The following is a 15,607-nucleotide window of genomic DNA, read 5'->3' on the forward strand; positions in this document are numbered from 1 at the left end:
TAGAATTCATTCGGAGGGGATTATGAAAAATGAGAATAATAGAGGGATCTCAAAAGGAGCGCCGAGCGGTTTTCTTATTAGTATAATCGTTCATGCTGCGGCATTTATGCTGGCCGGATTGCTGGTGGTCTTTTCGGTCACTCAGAAAGAAGAGAAAAAATTCGTGCCGCCCAAACCGGTTGACCGTCCGAAGATGAAACTGAAAAAGCCGAAGGTGAAGGTGAAAAAATCATCGAAACCGAAGGCGACCAACCGGATTGTTACCAAGGTGCAGAAAGCCAGTATGCCCGATATACAGCTTCCGGAACTGTCCGGAATCGGAGAGAACCTGAGCGGGGATATCGGCGGTTTTGAGATTATGCCGGATTTGGAATCGCTATCGGTACTGGGAAGTTCGCAGTCAATCGGCAGCGACCTGGAAGGCACGTATTATGACCTGAAGCTGGATCGGCAGGGTCGGTTTATTTCCAACGATAAAGAGACTTTCCGGGCCAACATGATTGATTTTGTCCGGAAGGGCTGGAAGCCTTCGGTGCTGTCGAAATTTTATCGTGCGCCGAAAAAGATTTATGCGACTTCTCTGATTGTTCCGACAACGCAGTCGTCCATTGCGCCGGCCGCTTTCGGCGACCGCGATGCCAGTGGGGCCCAGTGGATGGTGCATTATAAAGGCCAGCTGGTCCATGCGGAAGGCATTACGTTCCGCTTCTGGGCGGCGGCCGATGAAACACTGCTGGTCCGGGTGGATGGAAAAATTGTGGTGGGTGCAAAATGGGCGAATACAGATACCGGGTGGTCCAATGTTGAACCGGATACCGTGACACCGTTCTGGCAGAGTTCATCCATGGATTCCTACCGGTTTATTCTGGGGAACAGCCGGGCTGCTGTGGGGGACTGGATTACGCTGGAACCGGGCGTTCCGCTTGATCTGGAAATCATCATCGGTGATAACGGAGGTAAGGCCAGTTTCTTCCTCGCCGTAGAAGAAAAAGGGGTGGAGTACCCGAAAAGCAAGCAGGGTGGTCCGATTCTTCCGGTGTTTAAAACGGCTCCGATTTCCCGTGATATGATGGATATCATTTATAAGGATCTGGTTGAAGGCGAGGTGAGCCTGACCGACGGACCTGTATTCAATGACTATGCCGGCGGTTCTGCTGAAATGAGTCCGGAACCGGCTCAGGCCGCGAATCCGGTGCCGGTTGAGCCGAATCTTCCGGAGTCGGATGTCGCCACCTGGGAGCTGCAGGATGGTACCGCTTTCGAGGCCGAGCTGGTGAATGTGATGGCCGGTACGGCTGTTTTTAAGAATGCACGGAATAAGGCGGTGAAGGTGCCGCTTGAAAAGCTGACCGAGCTCAGTCTGCGGAATGTGGAGCTTTCTCTCCCGCCGGAATTCGACATTAATTTTGTGCGGGACAGTAATCAGAAGACGTTTGCGATGGACAGTTATGATGCGGATAATATACGGCCGCCCGAACAGCGCTGTTATTATGGGTTCCGGCTGAAACAGGTCGGCACCGGAGATTATCCTTATCGTGTAAACGCCGAGATGTTTGTGATTGGTCAGGAAAGGCTGGGTACAAAATATATTCTGCTGGACCGGCAGGAGACGTCGTTTATTCCTACCCGGGAAAATAAGAAATCGTACAGTTTTAAGAGCGGACGCGAAGTGGTACTTCAGAATTATGAAGTGGAAGGAGAACCGCGTGGCGAAAAATATGCCGGTTATCTGGTGGTTCTGACGGATGAGCGGGGCCGGGAAATCGGTTACAGCACTTCGGATGAGTGGCTGTATGAAAATCTGGATAATCTGAAACGGCAGAAACCGGGAAATTATATCAATAAGCAGTGTGAACGTGTTTTCCCGACGCGGCCTCCGGCTACACTTTATTAATGTCCTGCAAGGATGTTGTGTGATGCCGGGCTGGATCTGAATGCTTTGAATGCCGAACAGCAGGAGGCTTATGCTCGGCTGGGCAGGGTCCTTGATCAGCATAAGTATGTTCCGGTGGAGCGGTTGCAGATTATTAAATGTGAGGTGCCGGTGAGACCGGGGCGGAAAAGCCGGCTTTCCTGTAAAGTCTACCCGTCCAATGCAATGCGCAACGGGGTGATTTGGGAAAGTACTGACCCGGAGATTGCCGCGGTGGATAAGTTCGGGGTGCTGCATGCGCATCAGCCCGGTAAGGTTAAGGTGAATGCCTATTCCTGGGATGATGCAAAACCTTCGGCTAAAAATGAAGGTGAGACCTATCTCCGGGACGGGATCCAAAGTTCCGTAACCGTAGCGATCGAAGAATGAACTCGGGGCGCGTACATTGTAGCAGAGTGGAAATGTGTTATTTAGAAAATTTGGACAGAAAAAAACAACCAATATGCCCAGTGACAGTCGTTTTCATAACTGAGATATTGTTCGTTGCCTGAACCGTTTGAAAGGATGAAATTATGAAGAAGTTAATGTTATTTATTGCAGTTTCGTTGGTTGCGGGAGTCGGGGCGGTTTTTGCGGCTCCGGAGCGACCGAATATTGTGGTTATTCTCGCGGATGATGTGGGGTCCGGGGATATCAGCTATTACCGCAAACATTTCATGGACGGGAAGCCGGTGTTTGAGACCCCGAATATTGATGCGCTGGCGGAAAACGGCATGTGGTTCACGGATGGACACTCCTCCACATCGCTCTGTGCTCCGACGCGTTATGCGATCATGAGTGGGAAAAACAACTACCGGTCGGAAGCCCCGTGGGGCGTCTGGAATTCTTTTTATGAAGGGGCCATCAAGAAGGGCGATACCACGCTGGGAACGGTGGCTCGCGACGGCGGATATGCAACCGGCTTTATCGGTAAATGGCATCTGGGCCTGAACTTTAAAAAACTCAAGGGTGAAGGGTATTATCGAGGCAACGATAAAGACGACAAAGTGGTGAATGCGGATATGACACAGGTGGCGTATGGCGGTCCGATTGATATGGGATTTGAGTACAGCTATGCTCTCCCGACCGGGGTGCAGGGGCCGCTCTATCTGGCCTACGAAAATGAGAAGTGGGCACCGTTTGAAGAAGGAGTATCTGAAATCATCTGTTTCAATGAGGAGAATGGATGGGATCCTGAAACAGTGACAGAAGAGGATAAAAAAAGTGTTGGAGTGGAAGGGGTTCTTACGATCTCCGACAAAGGTCCGGGTATGGGGGATTCCCGCTGGGATACCTCGCGCATTCCCGATATCATTTCGAGCAAAGCGGTGGGCTTCATCAATGAGTATGCCAATAAAAAACCGTTTTTCCTCTACTACTGCAGTCCTGAAGCTCACCGTCCGCATATCCCGCCGGCCGAAATGGATGGAGTTAAGATCCGCGGAACGCTGCCGTCGCGCCATATGGAGTGCATCAAGGCACTGGACCTTGAAGTCAAGCGGATTGTGGATGCTCTGAAAGCCAATAATGTGCTGGAGGACACGTTGATCTTTTTCATGACGGATAACGGCGGGCTGACCTGGAAGGTTCCGGGAACGCTGGAATCCGGACACCGGCCGAGCGGAAACTACCGCGGGGCAAAGAGTGCTCCGCATGAAGGCGGCCATCGTGTTCCGTTTATTGCTCATTGGCCGAAACATATCAAACCCGGCCAGACCTCTGATGAACTGGTGGTTACTCACGATCTGATGGCGACCGTGGCCCAGATTGTCGGAATCGAACTGACCGATGAGGATACGCTGGATTCAACGAGCATTCTTCCGATTCTTCTGGGGAAGGAGTTTAAACCGCGCGATTTTCTGGCCTGGCAGTCGGGAGCCACTTTTGAGGTGATGTATCGGGAAGGTCCGTGGAAACTGATTATCCAGAGCAATCACCCGCTTAGCAGGTGGGAGCCGATTGAGCTGTATAATCTGGAGACCAATCCGAATGAAAATCCGAAGAAAAACCTGATCAACCATCCGGAATACAAAGCACGTGCGGAGAAAATGTTCGAAAAGTATATGAAAATCCGGAAGAGCGGAGTGCGCACGGCACCGGTTAATTCTTAAGGAACAGTGTTATGAAAAAAATATGGATTCTTTTCCTGATTCTCTCGGGCATGGTTCTTTCGGGAACTGCGGCTAAACGAAAACCGAATGTGGTAATTCTTTATACCGATGACCAGCCGATGGATTCGTTCGGTTTCATCGGGGGCAAGGCACATACCCCGAATATTGATAAGCTGGCGAAGGAAGGGGCTTATTTCTCGCGGGCCTATGCCACGAGCAGTGTCTGTTCGCCGAGTCGTTATTCCGCGCTGACGGGGCAGTATGCCAGCCGTTGTCCGTCGCCACAGTTCCGTAAGGAAATCAGTGCCGAAGGTGTGACGAAAGTGCTTTGGAATATGGGCATGGAAGAGGGCCAGTGGAACTTCCCTCGGGTCATGCAGGCCAATGGATATAAAACCGGTATGGTCGGCAAATGGCATGTGGGATCGAGCGGTAAACACGGCCACCGCAAAACGGTTCCGGGTACTGATCCCAAAGATCCGGCGGTTATTGAAGTGTTGAAATATAATCAGGAATACTACTGCAAGGATATTGCCGAGTTCGGTTTCGATTATGTGGGTGCGGCGTTTCACGGTAATCCGAATGATGATCCGAACCTGGTAAAAACCGGATGCAATGTACACGTGCCGGAATGGCAGACGATGCATGCGCTGAAGTTTATCGAGGAGAACAAGGACCGGCCGTTTGTGTTGTATTTTGCCACGACGTTGCTGCACGTTCCGGACTGTACGGCCGATCTGAAGAAGGATCCGCGTCTGACGCCGCTGGGCTGGATGGATGAACCGATCGCTCCGGGGGTTCTGCCTCCGCGTGAAGATGTGCTGCGTCGGGCCCGTGAAGCCGGAGTTCCGGAAAGTCAGAACGGAAAACTGATTGCAGCCACCTGGCTGGATGATGTGGTCGGTGCCGTACAGAACAAGTTGAAAGAACTGGGGCTGGATGACAATACGCTGATCATTTATTTCAATGACAACAGCACGGATGACCAGGGTAAAGGTTCCTGTTATCAGGGGGGCGCACATGTGCCGATGATGGTAAGACTGCCGGGGGTTGTAAAACCGGGAGAACGGAAGGAGCTGGTAGCCAATATTGACATTGCTCCGACGATCTTTGATTTCTGCGGCGTTACTCCGCCGGAAGATATGGTTCTTGACGGGGCCAGTCTGATGCCGCTGTGCCGTGGAGAAAAGGTCGAGGATTGGCGCGATGCGATGTACCTGGAAATCGGGCTGACGCGTGCGGTGGTTACCGACGATAATTTCAAGTATCTCGCGTTCCGTGTTCCGGAAAGCTACACCAACCGTCCGAAAGAAGTGATTCAGCAGGAGCACCGTGAAGCATTGGCGAAAATCCATAAAATGTTCCCGTGGACGCAGAAGATGTGGCATGAAGAAGAGAATCCGCGTTATATGCACATGGGGATGGCTCCGGGAGGGCATCATATGGAGCGCTTCCAGCTTTATCTGAACAATCCGCCGTTCAAGGATAATTATTTTGATCCGGACCAGCTCTATGATCTGAACCGTGATCCGCGCGAAACAACCAATCTGGCCAACAATCCTGAATATCAGGCGAAGTTGCAGAAGATGCAGAAAAAACTGAGAAAGCTGCTGCAGGATGTTCCGGGTACCTTTGCGGATCTGAAGCCGGAAGAATAACCGGAATCGGCGATGGCGGTACTGGGCAGAAGAGTTTTGTGTGTGGCTGTTCTTTTGGTGACGGCCCAAACTCCGGATGCCGGTGCTGCGGAATCGCCGTGGGAACGGAATAACCGGATTGCTATCAGCGCGGATGGCAATCCGGATGCCGATGCGGATGATGTCGGCGCCACGCCCTTTTCGCTGGCCATGCTTGCGAAAGCGGGACTGCAGGACAATCTGGTCCATTTTGATTTCAATAATTTTCTGGAATACCGGAAAATTGAGCCGGCTGATAACCGGATGTGGATCGGAGCTATGGGCGGGCAGGCCCGCTGGGGCTTTGAGCGCAGTCGTTTTTTTGATGCGGCCATGGATCCGGCCGGTGCAATTGCTCATCTGATAGAAGTCATCAATGCATCCTCCGCCGAAGATCCGCTCTATCTGATTGTGGCCGGGCCGATGGAGTTGATTTATCGGGCGTTGGAGGCGGCTGATCCGGTTGCACGGAAAGAGGTGATTCTGGTTTCCCATCATAATTACAATGAATATTTCAAGGCGCGTCTCTGGCATCGCAACTGGAATGATATTCAGGCGCTGGTGCCGGAGATCGGCTATTTGAGAATTAAAGATCAGAACGGCTGGAACGGCAGCGGCCTGAAAGGAAAAGACGATGCCGATTTTCACTGGCTGCGGGATCATGCGGATCCGAACCTGAACTGGGTTTATGAACGGATCGTGGCCGGAAAACCGGATGTTTCAGATGCAGGGATGCTGGCCTGGCTTATCGGTATTAACGGTGAAGAAGAAAGGGTGACGATTCCGGAAATGGCGGCCTGGTTCGGTACGGAACCTATTCCGCAAAAAAACGGAAATGCTGACGTTCCGAAAGCTCCGGCAGGGGTTGAACCCGACGTTGTTCCGCCCGAAACCGAATTTGTTTTTCAGGAGGTGGACGGGAAGATTGTGATCGAAGCTGAAAGCGTACCGCTTTCCGATTACTGGGTGCTGGATAAGGCGGACGGAGCAATCTGCTGGATGCCGCCCGGCAGGCATAGAATCAGTCATCAGCATCAGGGGGTACTGCTTTATAAACTCCGTATTTCCAATCCTGGGAAATACCGTATGGCACTGAAGGCTGCGCATGAGAGCATCGGTTTCAAAGACCGATGGAGCAGCTGTTTTACGCTGATGGGACTCAATCCGGTCCATCCATACGGGGTTACACGGAAGACCGGTTTTGAATCGGGGAAATATTCCGGTTTTACGTGGGATACGGCTCATAAGAACTATGGCGCATTTCGGTCGAAAGAGGGCAGTCTGTCAGAACCGGTTTATAATTTATCAGCGGGAGATCACTGTTTCTGGATCTGTGGAAGCTCCGGCGGTTTTCGGATTGATAAAATTCATTTTTATAAAGAAGGAGTCGCAGGCTTTAAGAGCGATGCTGAAGCGGTTACTCCGATGATTCCGGGGAAATAATCAGAAAAGGAGAATGTATTGACGATGAAAAAAATAAGTTTGCTTTTAATCAGCGGGCTTTGTGCTGCTGCCGCCGGTGCTGCCGAAAAAAGACCGAATGTTCTCTGGATTGTAACGGACGACCAGCGGCCGGATTCGCTGCAATGTTTCAATCGGGCGGTTTACGGTACGGATGAAAGTCCGCTGGGTTATGTGGAATCGCCGAATGTTGATGCGCTGGCGGAAGAAGGGGTGCTGTTTACACGGGCTATCTGCAATTCTCCGGCGTGCGGGCCGTCGCGTGGGTCCATGCACAGTGGTCGCTATCCGTTCCGCAACGGGCACTATCAGTTTGAGCTGACCCATCAGTTTCCTGATTTCGTGAAACCGATTATTCATCAGACACTGCGCAAAAACGGTTACAGTACCGCAGTATTCGGCAAGTCGGATTCCTATATTTACACCGAAGTGGGCAAATACGTGACGACCGGACTGTTCGGCACAAAGGTTCACTTTAAGCATGATCTTCAGGCGAACGGTTTCGGCGATATTTATGCCGGAGGGTGGAGCCCGGAAGGGTCGACGGAAAAGGTGATGTATCCCGACGGAACCATCCGTGAATATTTTCTTAAACGGAATTCGGGTGAACTGACCGAAGAGGATATTGCCCAACGGAAAAAAACGGATGAGGAATTTGATATTCTCCGAGCCGATACGGAAGGTTTTTACAGTAAAAAGCTGATCTATGGCGGGGTTAACCCGCAGCCGGAAGATAAGACGATCGACGCCTATATTGTTAAGGAGTTCGAGCGCTATCTTGATCATGCCGATACGGAGTACAGCACGTGCTTCGGCCGGAAACAGCAGGGTGTACCGACAGCAAAACCGGCGATGACAGAAATCGGTTTCCGCCTGCCGCATACGCCGGTGCTGCCGCCGAAATCCTTCCGCGACCGTTTCCAGAAGAAGCACTACCGGGTTCCGGAGTTCAGTAATGATGAAGTGGCGAAACTTCCGCCGCAGCTGCAGCAGCTCTCCCGGGGCATGAAGGTGCTCGGTACGCCGGAGGACATTTCAGCGAACCGCGCCTATACACCTGAAAAATTTCAGCAGGCGGTTCAGGATTATTATGCCTTCTGTGCCCATGGCGATGCGCTGATCGGTGAAGCGGTGAAGAAATTCAAAGAATACTGTGCGGAGAACGGACGGGATTATCTGATTATCTACACGGTCGGGGATCATGGCTGGCATCTGGGCGAGCAGGGTATTGAGACCAAATTCAGTCCATGGCGTCAGTCGGTTCATAACGCGGCGATTGTGGTGTCGTCCGATAAAACGAAATTCCCGGCGGGTATGATCTACGATGAAATCATTGAATATGTTGACTTCATGCCGACGATTCTTGCGGCTGCAGGGGTGGATATTCATGATCCGCAGTATGATTATCTGGATGGATACGATCTGGCCGAAGTGCTTTCCGGTAAAGCCGTTAAGCGCGAGTATGGGCTGGGGGAAATGAATCTGATTTACGGTCCGCGCGCCTATATGCGCTCGAAGGATTTCGCTTTTTCAATGCGCACCCGCCCGAATAACGGAAAGCCGAAAGAAGGTAATCTGAATAAAGACATCAAGTGGGCATTGGAGTGTCCGGTGGAGAAAGCGGAGCTGGCGCTGTATGATCTGCGCAAGGATCCGCTGGAACGCAACAATGTGGCAGCGGATCCGGAATACCGTCAGCTGGCGGAATGGTTCCGTCAGAAACTGGGTCGTATTGTGTTGGGTGACGGTCGGGTGGAATGCGACTGGGATCAGAAAAACAGTTATAAAATCAGTAATTTTGCCCAGGGCGCTGACGATAAGAAACTGGATATTCCGCCGGAAATTATTCCGTAATTCGTGATGTTCTCAAAGGAGTGAAGAAATATGAGACTCAGCAGTGTTTTTTTGCTGGCGGCAGTCTGTTCGGCGGTGTCGGGGATGGCTTCGGAAAAAATGTCGGACCGCCGGCCGAATATTCTGTGGATTGTAACCGATGATCAGCGGGCGGACTCACTGTGCTGTTTTAATCGGGCGGTTTACGGCTGTGATGAAAACCTGCTGGGCTATGTGGAATCGCCGAATGTTGACGCGCTGGCCGAAGAGGGGGTGCTGTTTACACGCGCCATCTGTAATTCTCCGGCCTGCGGTCCGTCGCGCGGTTCCATGCACACGGGGCGCTATCCGTTCCGTAACGGGCATTATGCTTTTGAGCAGACGCATCAGGAGCCCGATTTTGTGAAGCCGGTTATTCATCAGATCATGCGGAAATACGGTTACAGCACCGGTGCTTTCGGTAAATCGGATTCCTACATCTATAACTATCCGGCGGACACCTATGACAATGACGGGATATTCGGAATGGATGTTCATTTTAAGCATGATCTCCAGGCCAATGATAAGGGGGATATCTTTGCCCATGTCTCCCGGAGAGAAGTCGGTGGTAAAACCGTGGTGCTGGGTCAGGAAGAGAAGGTGATGTATGCGGACGGTACTGTGCGTGAATATTTCATCGATCGGAAAGACGCGGAACTGACGCCGGAGGATATCGCGGCGCGGGAACAGACTGACCGGGAATTCGGACTCCTGCGCAATTATCCGGAAGGATTCTGGAAACATACGTTGATTTATGGCGGCCGGAATCCTCAGCCGGCGGATAAAACCATCGATGCGTACATTGTAAAGGAGTTTAAGGATTATCTTTCCAATGCGGATAAACCGTATACGACATCGTGGGGTAAAGCGGTGAGAGGGGTTCCTTCGGACCGGCCGTTTATGATTGATGTAGGGCTGCGGCTGCCGCATACGCCGGTTCTTCCGCCACAGTCCATCCGCGACCGGTTTGCGGATAAAAACTATAAGATGCCGGAGTTTGATGGTGCCGAGGTGGAAAAACTTCCGCCGCAGTTGAAGTCGTTGAGCAAAGGCATGCGGATTCTTCCGGTTTCACCGGAGGATGTTGATGCCGGTCGCGCATTTACGCCCGATGATTTCCAGCAGGCGTGCCGCGATTATTTTGCTTTCTGTGCGCATGGGGATGAACTGATCGGCGATGCGGTTAAAGCATTTAAACAGTATTGTGCGGAGAATGGACGGGATTATCTGATTATCTATACGGTTGGAGATCATGGCTGGCAGCTGGGCGAGCAGGGCATTGAGTCTAAATTCAGCCCGTGGCGGCAGTCGGTTCATAATGCGGCGATTGTGGTGTCGTCCGATAAAACGAAATTTCCTCCCGGGCTGGTGTACGATGAACTGGTTGAATATGTGGATTTTGTTCCAACGATTCTGGCGGCCGGCGGTGTGGATATTCACGGTCCGGAATTCGATTATCTCGACGGGCAGGATCTGGCCGAGGTGATCGCCGGTAAAGCGGTTAAACGCGCGTATGCGCTGGGCGAAATGAATCTGGTTTATGGTCCGCGCGCCTATATGCGTTCGAAAGATTTTTCATTTTCAATGCGCACCCGTCCGAATAACGGATTACCGAAAGCAGGTAATCTGAACAAAAATATTCGATGGGCTTTAGAGTGCCCGGTGGAGAAAGCGGAGCCGGCGCTGTATGATCTGCGCAAGGATCCGCTGGAACGCAACAATGTGGCGGCGGATCCGGAGTACCGCAAACTGGCGGAATGGTTCCGTCAGAAACTGGGCCGTATCGTACTGGGCGACGGTCGGGTGGAATGCGACTGGAGCCTTAAAAACAGGTATAAAATCAGCAATTTCGTAAAAGGGGCTGATGATAAGAAGCTGGATATTCCGGCTGAGCTGATCCCTGAGTTATAATCGTAAACTGTCCTGGAGTATCGAATGGTTGAAAAAAACAGTATTCAGACGCTGGCAAAAGGAAGCGTATTGCTTTTGACTCTTTTTCTGGTGTCGTGTCAGTCCGTAACGAAATTACGCGGGCCGAAAGCCCCTACGTTTGTTGAAGGAGAAAATCCATTGCCTGCCGGTATGAAATGGAAACTTGTGGACGGCATGTCAGATGAGTTCAACGGTAAAAAAGTGGACCTGAAAAAATGGCAGGTTGAACCGGTCGGGAACAGCTTTACGTGGGAGGGCCGCCCGCCCGGACTGTTTCTTGCAGACAATATCTGGGTGGAGGAAGGCAACCTGCGTGTGAAAGTGGACGTGCTGGATGAGCCGTATGAAGGCGTGGAGGGAACCTATACGTATTCAGGCGGAATTGTCCGCTCTATCATGCCGGGACAGGTCGGCTGGTATTATGAATGTCGGATGAAAGCCAATGCCACAGAGATGTCTTCGACGTTCTGGATGCTGACGATTGGCGGACCGGATGAAGCGTTGGAACTTGATATTCAGGAGTGTGTCGGGCGGACGACGGATCTGACAAAAAAGTGGGCGAAAAACTGGGATCGCATTTTCCACTCCAACGCAATTCACTGGCGTTATTTCAGTGAACCGAAAGAGACGAAAGCGCAGGGGTGGGCCTATCTGGAGGAAAAGAATTCCAGCCGTTATTTCGTGTATGGTGCCTGGTGGAAATCCCCCGAAGAAATCCGATTCTATCTGGATGGGAAATATATGTATTCCATTAATCCGGAAACGCACTGGGACTGGCCGGCCTATCTGCACATGGCCGTTGAAACCTATGACTGGAATCCGATTCCGGAAGACGGCGGGTTAGTGGCTTCGGGGACTCTGGATGAACGCACTACCAAATATGACTGGATTCGTACCTGGAAGCTGGTTGAAGAGTAGGCGATGATGCGTATGGAAAACAGTGCTGTCCCGGGGATGTTCATATGAGTAGCCGTGCCGGGAATTTCCGTTGGACGATCTGTGTTCTGCTGTTTCTGTCGGTTCTGATTAATTATCTGCATCGGCTCAGTATCAGTGTGCTGAAAACACCGCTGAGCGAAATGTTCGGCTGGAGCAATACAGATTACGGCTATATTTCCGGTGCATTTTCCTTTGCCTATGCCTTCGGTTATCTGCTCGGAGGCCGCTTAAGTGACCGGTGGGGAGTACAGAAGGCATATCCCTGGTTTGTGGGGGTATGGAGTTTCTTTGCGGGATTGCATGGTTTGGCGGTGCTGCTGGATTTTGAAACCACCGTTTCCGCTATTGCTCCGGAAATCCGGACGACGTTTCCCTGGCTGGTGATATCGGTTGTCACGGTTCCGATGACGGCTGCCGGATTCATTTATGGCCGTATTGCTCTGGGATTATGCCAGGGCGGAAACTTTCCGGCAGCCATTAAAACGGTGGCGGAATGGTTTCCGGAAAAAGAAAGAGCTCTGGCGACGGGCTGGTTCAACGCGGGCTCCAACGCCGGGGCAATGCTCTGTCCACTGCTTGTGAGTTTTCTGTTCAGCACAGTGGGGTTTCAGCTGACGTTCTATATTACCGGAGTGATTGGTCTGCTCTGGGTCATTGCATGGAAACTTCTTTATCGACCGCCGGCGGAGCATCCGCGACTTTCAGGGGAAGAACGGGCCTATATTCAGGAAGGGCAGCCGGATAATGAAGAGATTCCGGTGAAGGTTCCGTGGCTTAAACTGTTTGGATACCGCGCGGCGTGGGCATATCTGATTGCCAGTATTCTCGCCGGGCCGGCGTGGAGTTTTTATCAGTTTTTCCTGCCCGATTTTCTGCAGAAAGGATTTGCCCTTTCGCAGGCGGCGACCGGCGGCTGGACCAGTGCCTTTTTTGTGGTGGCCACTGCCGGTGGAATTCTGGGGGGCTGGTTTGCGGGTAAGCTGATGGCCAGAGGATGGACGCTTAATAAGGCGCGGAAAACCGCATTGCTGGTCTGCGCTCTCTGTGTGGCCCCGATCTATTTTGCGCCATTTGTTCCGGCGGTCTGGATGGCGGTACTGATTGCGGGAATTGCAGGGTCGGCGCATCAGGGATGGTCGGCCAACCTTTTCAGTGTGGTGGCCGATACCATGCCGCGTGAAACGATCAGTTCGGTTGTGGGCATGGGCGGTTTTACGGCGTACATGACCGGCGGTTTTGTGAATATCATTACCGGGTCCATTCTGGACCGGACAGGAAGTTATGTGCCTGTTTTTGCCTATTTTTCCGGGATGTATCTGCTTTCTCTGGTCGTTATCCAGTTGCTGGTGCCTCAGATCGGGAAAAAGCGGTATTAGAGGCCTGCTGAATGCGGTAAACCGGAAGTTTTCAATGGTGATAATGACAGGTAATTTTTCCACATGAGCGTTTTAGAGGAACTTTGATTTGATGGATGGTGCGTTCAAGCCGCTGAAGTTTCAGACTCCGGTTTATGAAGAGGGGCAACCGGTTTTTCCGGAAGCTCCGATTCGGGTGACGCCGTATATGCTGCATAATATACGGAACTGGAAATGGGAAGTGGAGATCAAGGTGTTGACTCTGCAGTATGTGATGAGCGGGTATATTTTGTATCGTTTGGGTGAGCAGACTGTGGAAGCGACCCGGGGAATGTGTTTTCTTTTCCGACCGGGGCAGAAACTGGTAGGGCGGGCTATAGATGGTAAACCGGTGACAATGTTTGCGGCGCACTTTGAAGACCTGCCGGATGTGGGGGAAGATGCTGGTGTTATTCATGCTCCGATTCGGGAGGTGACTCTTTTTGAAGAGACTGCGGAATATGCTGTGAAATGCCGGCAGTACGATGGCGTCCGCTCTGATATTCAGACAGAAACGGCACTGCGCCAATTATTCCATCTACTGCAGGATAATCTGGCGGTCGGCGGTCTCAGTGCAGTCCAGTTGTTGGTGGAGGAGTTGCTGGAGAAGATTAAACGGAATCTAGACGGTGACTGGCGGGTGGAGGTGATGTGTGAAATAACAGGACTTTCACGCTCGCAGCTTACCCGCTGGTTTAACCGGCTTACCGGTACGTCTCCAAACCGATATGTAATCGAGTGTCGTATTGCCCGGGCGATTCAGTTGCTTGGGATGACAACCAGCTCGGTTTCTGAAATTGCTGATACGCTGGGCTATACCGATGTGCCTTTTTTTATCCGGCAGTTCCGGAAAGAAACCGGTGTTTCTCCGGGATCATTGCGGAAGCTTAAAAATAGGAATATGACACAATAGTCCAGTTATTGGGAGGATAGTTTTCTTAGGAATCCGGGGTGGTTTTGCTATATTTATTCACTATGAAAACAGATAAAAGTACCTCCGTCATATCTCGCCGCAGTACGCTGAAAGCCGGTGTTATTACTGCCGGTGCTGTTGCCGCACCTACAATTATTCCTTCTTCGGTTCTCGGCGATAAAGCACCGTCGAAAATGCTGACTATGGGCTTTATCGGTGTCGGTAACCAGGGCACAAAAGTGAATATGAAAAACTTTCTGCAGCAGGAGGATTGCCGGGTGATTGCGGTCTGCGATGTGAAGGCGAAAAACCAGGCCAATGCACAGCATATCGTGAATGAGAAATACGGCGATAAAGGATGCGCCGGTATTCCCGATTTCCGCGATCTGCTGGCGAGGGATGATATTGATGCCGTCTGTATCTCCACACCGGACCACTGGCATGTTCCGCTTTCGATTCTTTCCATGGAGGCCGGTAAGCATGTGATCAGCGAAAAGCCGACCCTGACGATTGCCGAGGGGCGCGAGCTGGTGAATGTACAGAAGAAGACCGGAAAGGTGTTCACGGTCGGTCTCGAGGATCGTGCGGTCATTCACTATTATAAACTGGCTGAAGCGGTCCGCAACGGAGCTATCGGCGATCTGATAAAAATCGATGTCGGCCTGCCCTACAAATCCTGGAGCTATCCGAATCTGCCGGAAATCCCTGTTCCCGATGATTTCAACTACAGAATGTGGCTGGGTCCTGCGCACTATAAGCCGTACACGGCAAACCGTACGGAACCGCAGGCCTGGAGGCAGCAGGATGCTTTTGCGGCAGGTGTTCTGACTGACTGGGGGATGCATCTGTGTGATACCGCTCAGGTCGCCAATTTCTCCGAACGGACCAGCGCGGTGAAAGTGGAACCCGTTAAGTTCATTATTCCGAAGAATTCCATGAATGATGTCCCGAATTATTTCGACCTGAAATTTACCTATGCAAACGGTGTGACGATGAATGTACTCTCGTCGCAGCCCCGTATCATGTTCTATGGCACAAAGGGCTGGTGCGGATGCGACGGCTGGCGCGGGCAGCTGATGGCGCACGATAAAAAGATTCTGAAGGCTAAATATGAAAACAGCAGAATCTGGAAGATGCCTCCCTATGAACAACGCAATTTCCTTGATGTTGTACTCAAAGGTGCGAAGCCGAATTATGATGCCGAGGATCTGCATCGTCTGAGCACGACTCTACTGACCGGTTCCATTGCCATGAAGCTGAACCGGACGGTCAAGTGGGATCCGGAAAAGGAAGAGTTTCCTGACGATGAAGAAGCTAATGCTCTTCGTTCCCGCAAGGCTTCTGAGGACTGGAAAAACGCTTAAATCACCCCGAGATTACATTGAATATGCGGGAAA

Annotated in this window: 11 protein-coding genes; all 11 read left to right on the forward strand. The window is 51.6% G+C overall.

The genetic code is table 11. The features are described from left to right. Positions 1-22 precede the first annotated feature (22 nt). Entirely contained in the window at positions 23-1,894 is a 1,872-nt protein-coding gene (locus EGM51_03265; protein ID QBG46460.1) for a hypothetical protein, read from the forward strand. Between the two features lie 12 nt (positions 1,895-1,906). Further along, entirely contained in the window at positions 1,907-2,302 is a 396-nt protein-coding gene (locus EGM51_03270; protein ID QBG46461.1) for a hypothetical protein, read from the forward strand. A 143-nt stretch (positions 2,303-2,445) separates the two neighbouring features. Next, positions 2,446-4,023 (forward strand): sulfatase, encoded by a 1,578-nt coding sequence (locus tag EGM51_03275; GenBank protein ID QBG46462.1) that lies wholly within the window; start codon positions 2,446-2,448, stop codon positions 4,021-4,023. Between the two features lie 11 nt (positions 4,024-4,034). Next, entirely contained in the window at positions 4,035-5,681 is a 1,647-nt protein-coding gene (locus EGM51_03280) for a sulfatase (protein QBG46463.1), read from the forward strand. 57 nt (positions 5,682-5,738) lie between these two features. After that, positions 5,739-7,142, forward strand: a complete 1,404-nt coding sequence (locus EGM51_03285) for a hypothetical protein (protein QBG49233.1) — start codon at positions 5,739-5,741, stop codon at positions 7,140-7,142. 24 nt (positions 7,143-7,166) lie between these two features. Continuing rightward, positions 7,167-9,014 (forward strand): sulfatase, encoded by a 1,848-nt coding sequence (locus tag EGM51_03290; GenBank protein ID QBG46464.1) that lies wholly within the window; start codon positions 7,167-7,169, stop codon positions 9,012-9,014. 30 nt (positions 9,015-9,044) lie between these two features. Further along, a complete protein-coding gene (locus tag EGM51_03295; GenBank protein ID QBG46465.1) occupies positions 9,045-10,943 on the forward strand; it encodes a sulfatase in 1,899 nt (632 codons plus the stop codon). Between the two features lie 75 nt (positions 10,944-11,018). Then, positions 11,019-11,882, forward strand: a complete 864-nt coding sequence (locus EGM51_03300) for a glycosyl hydrolase (protein QBG49234.1) — start codon at positions 11,019-11,021, stop codon at positions 11,880-11,882. 44 nt (positions 11,883-11,926) lie between these two features. After that, positions 11,927-13,279: an MFS transporter gene (locus EGM51_03305; protein QBG46466.1), complete on the forward strand. Its 1,353-nt coding sequence runs from the start codon at positions 11,927-11,929 to the stop codon at positions 13,277-13,279. A gap of 91 nt (positions 13,280-13,370) precedes the next feature. Next, the gene (locus EGM51_03310) at positions 13,371-14,210 is read left to right on the forward strand and encodes an AraC family transcriptional regulator (protein QBG46467.1); all 840 of its coding nucleotides are present in this window, start codon (positions 13,371-13,373) and stop codon (positions 14,208-14,210) included. Positions 14,211-14,272: 62 nt separating this feature from the next. After that, entirely contained in the window at positions 14,273-15,574 is a 1,302-nt protein-coding gene (locus EGM51_03315; GenBank protein QBG46468.1) for a Gfo/Idh/MocA family oxidoreductase, read from the forward strand. Positions 15,575-15,607 lie beyond the last annotated feature (33 nt).

Source organism: Verrucomicrobia bacterium S94, assembly GCA_004299845.1.
Classification (GTDB): domain Bacteria; phylum Verrucomicrobiota; class Kiritimatiellia; order Kiritimatiellales; family Pontiellaceae; genus Pontiella.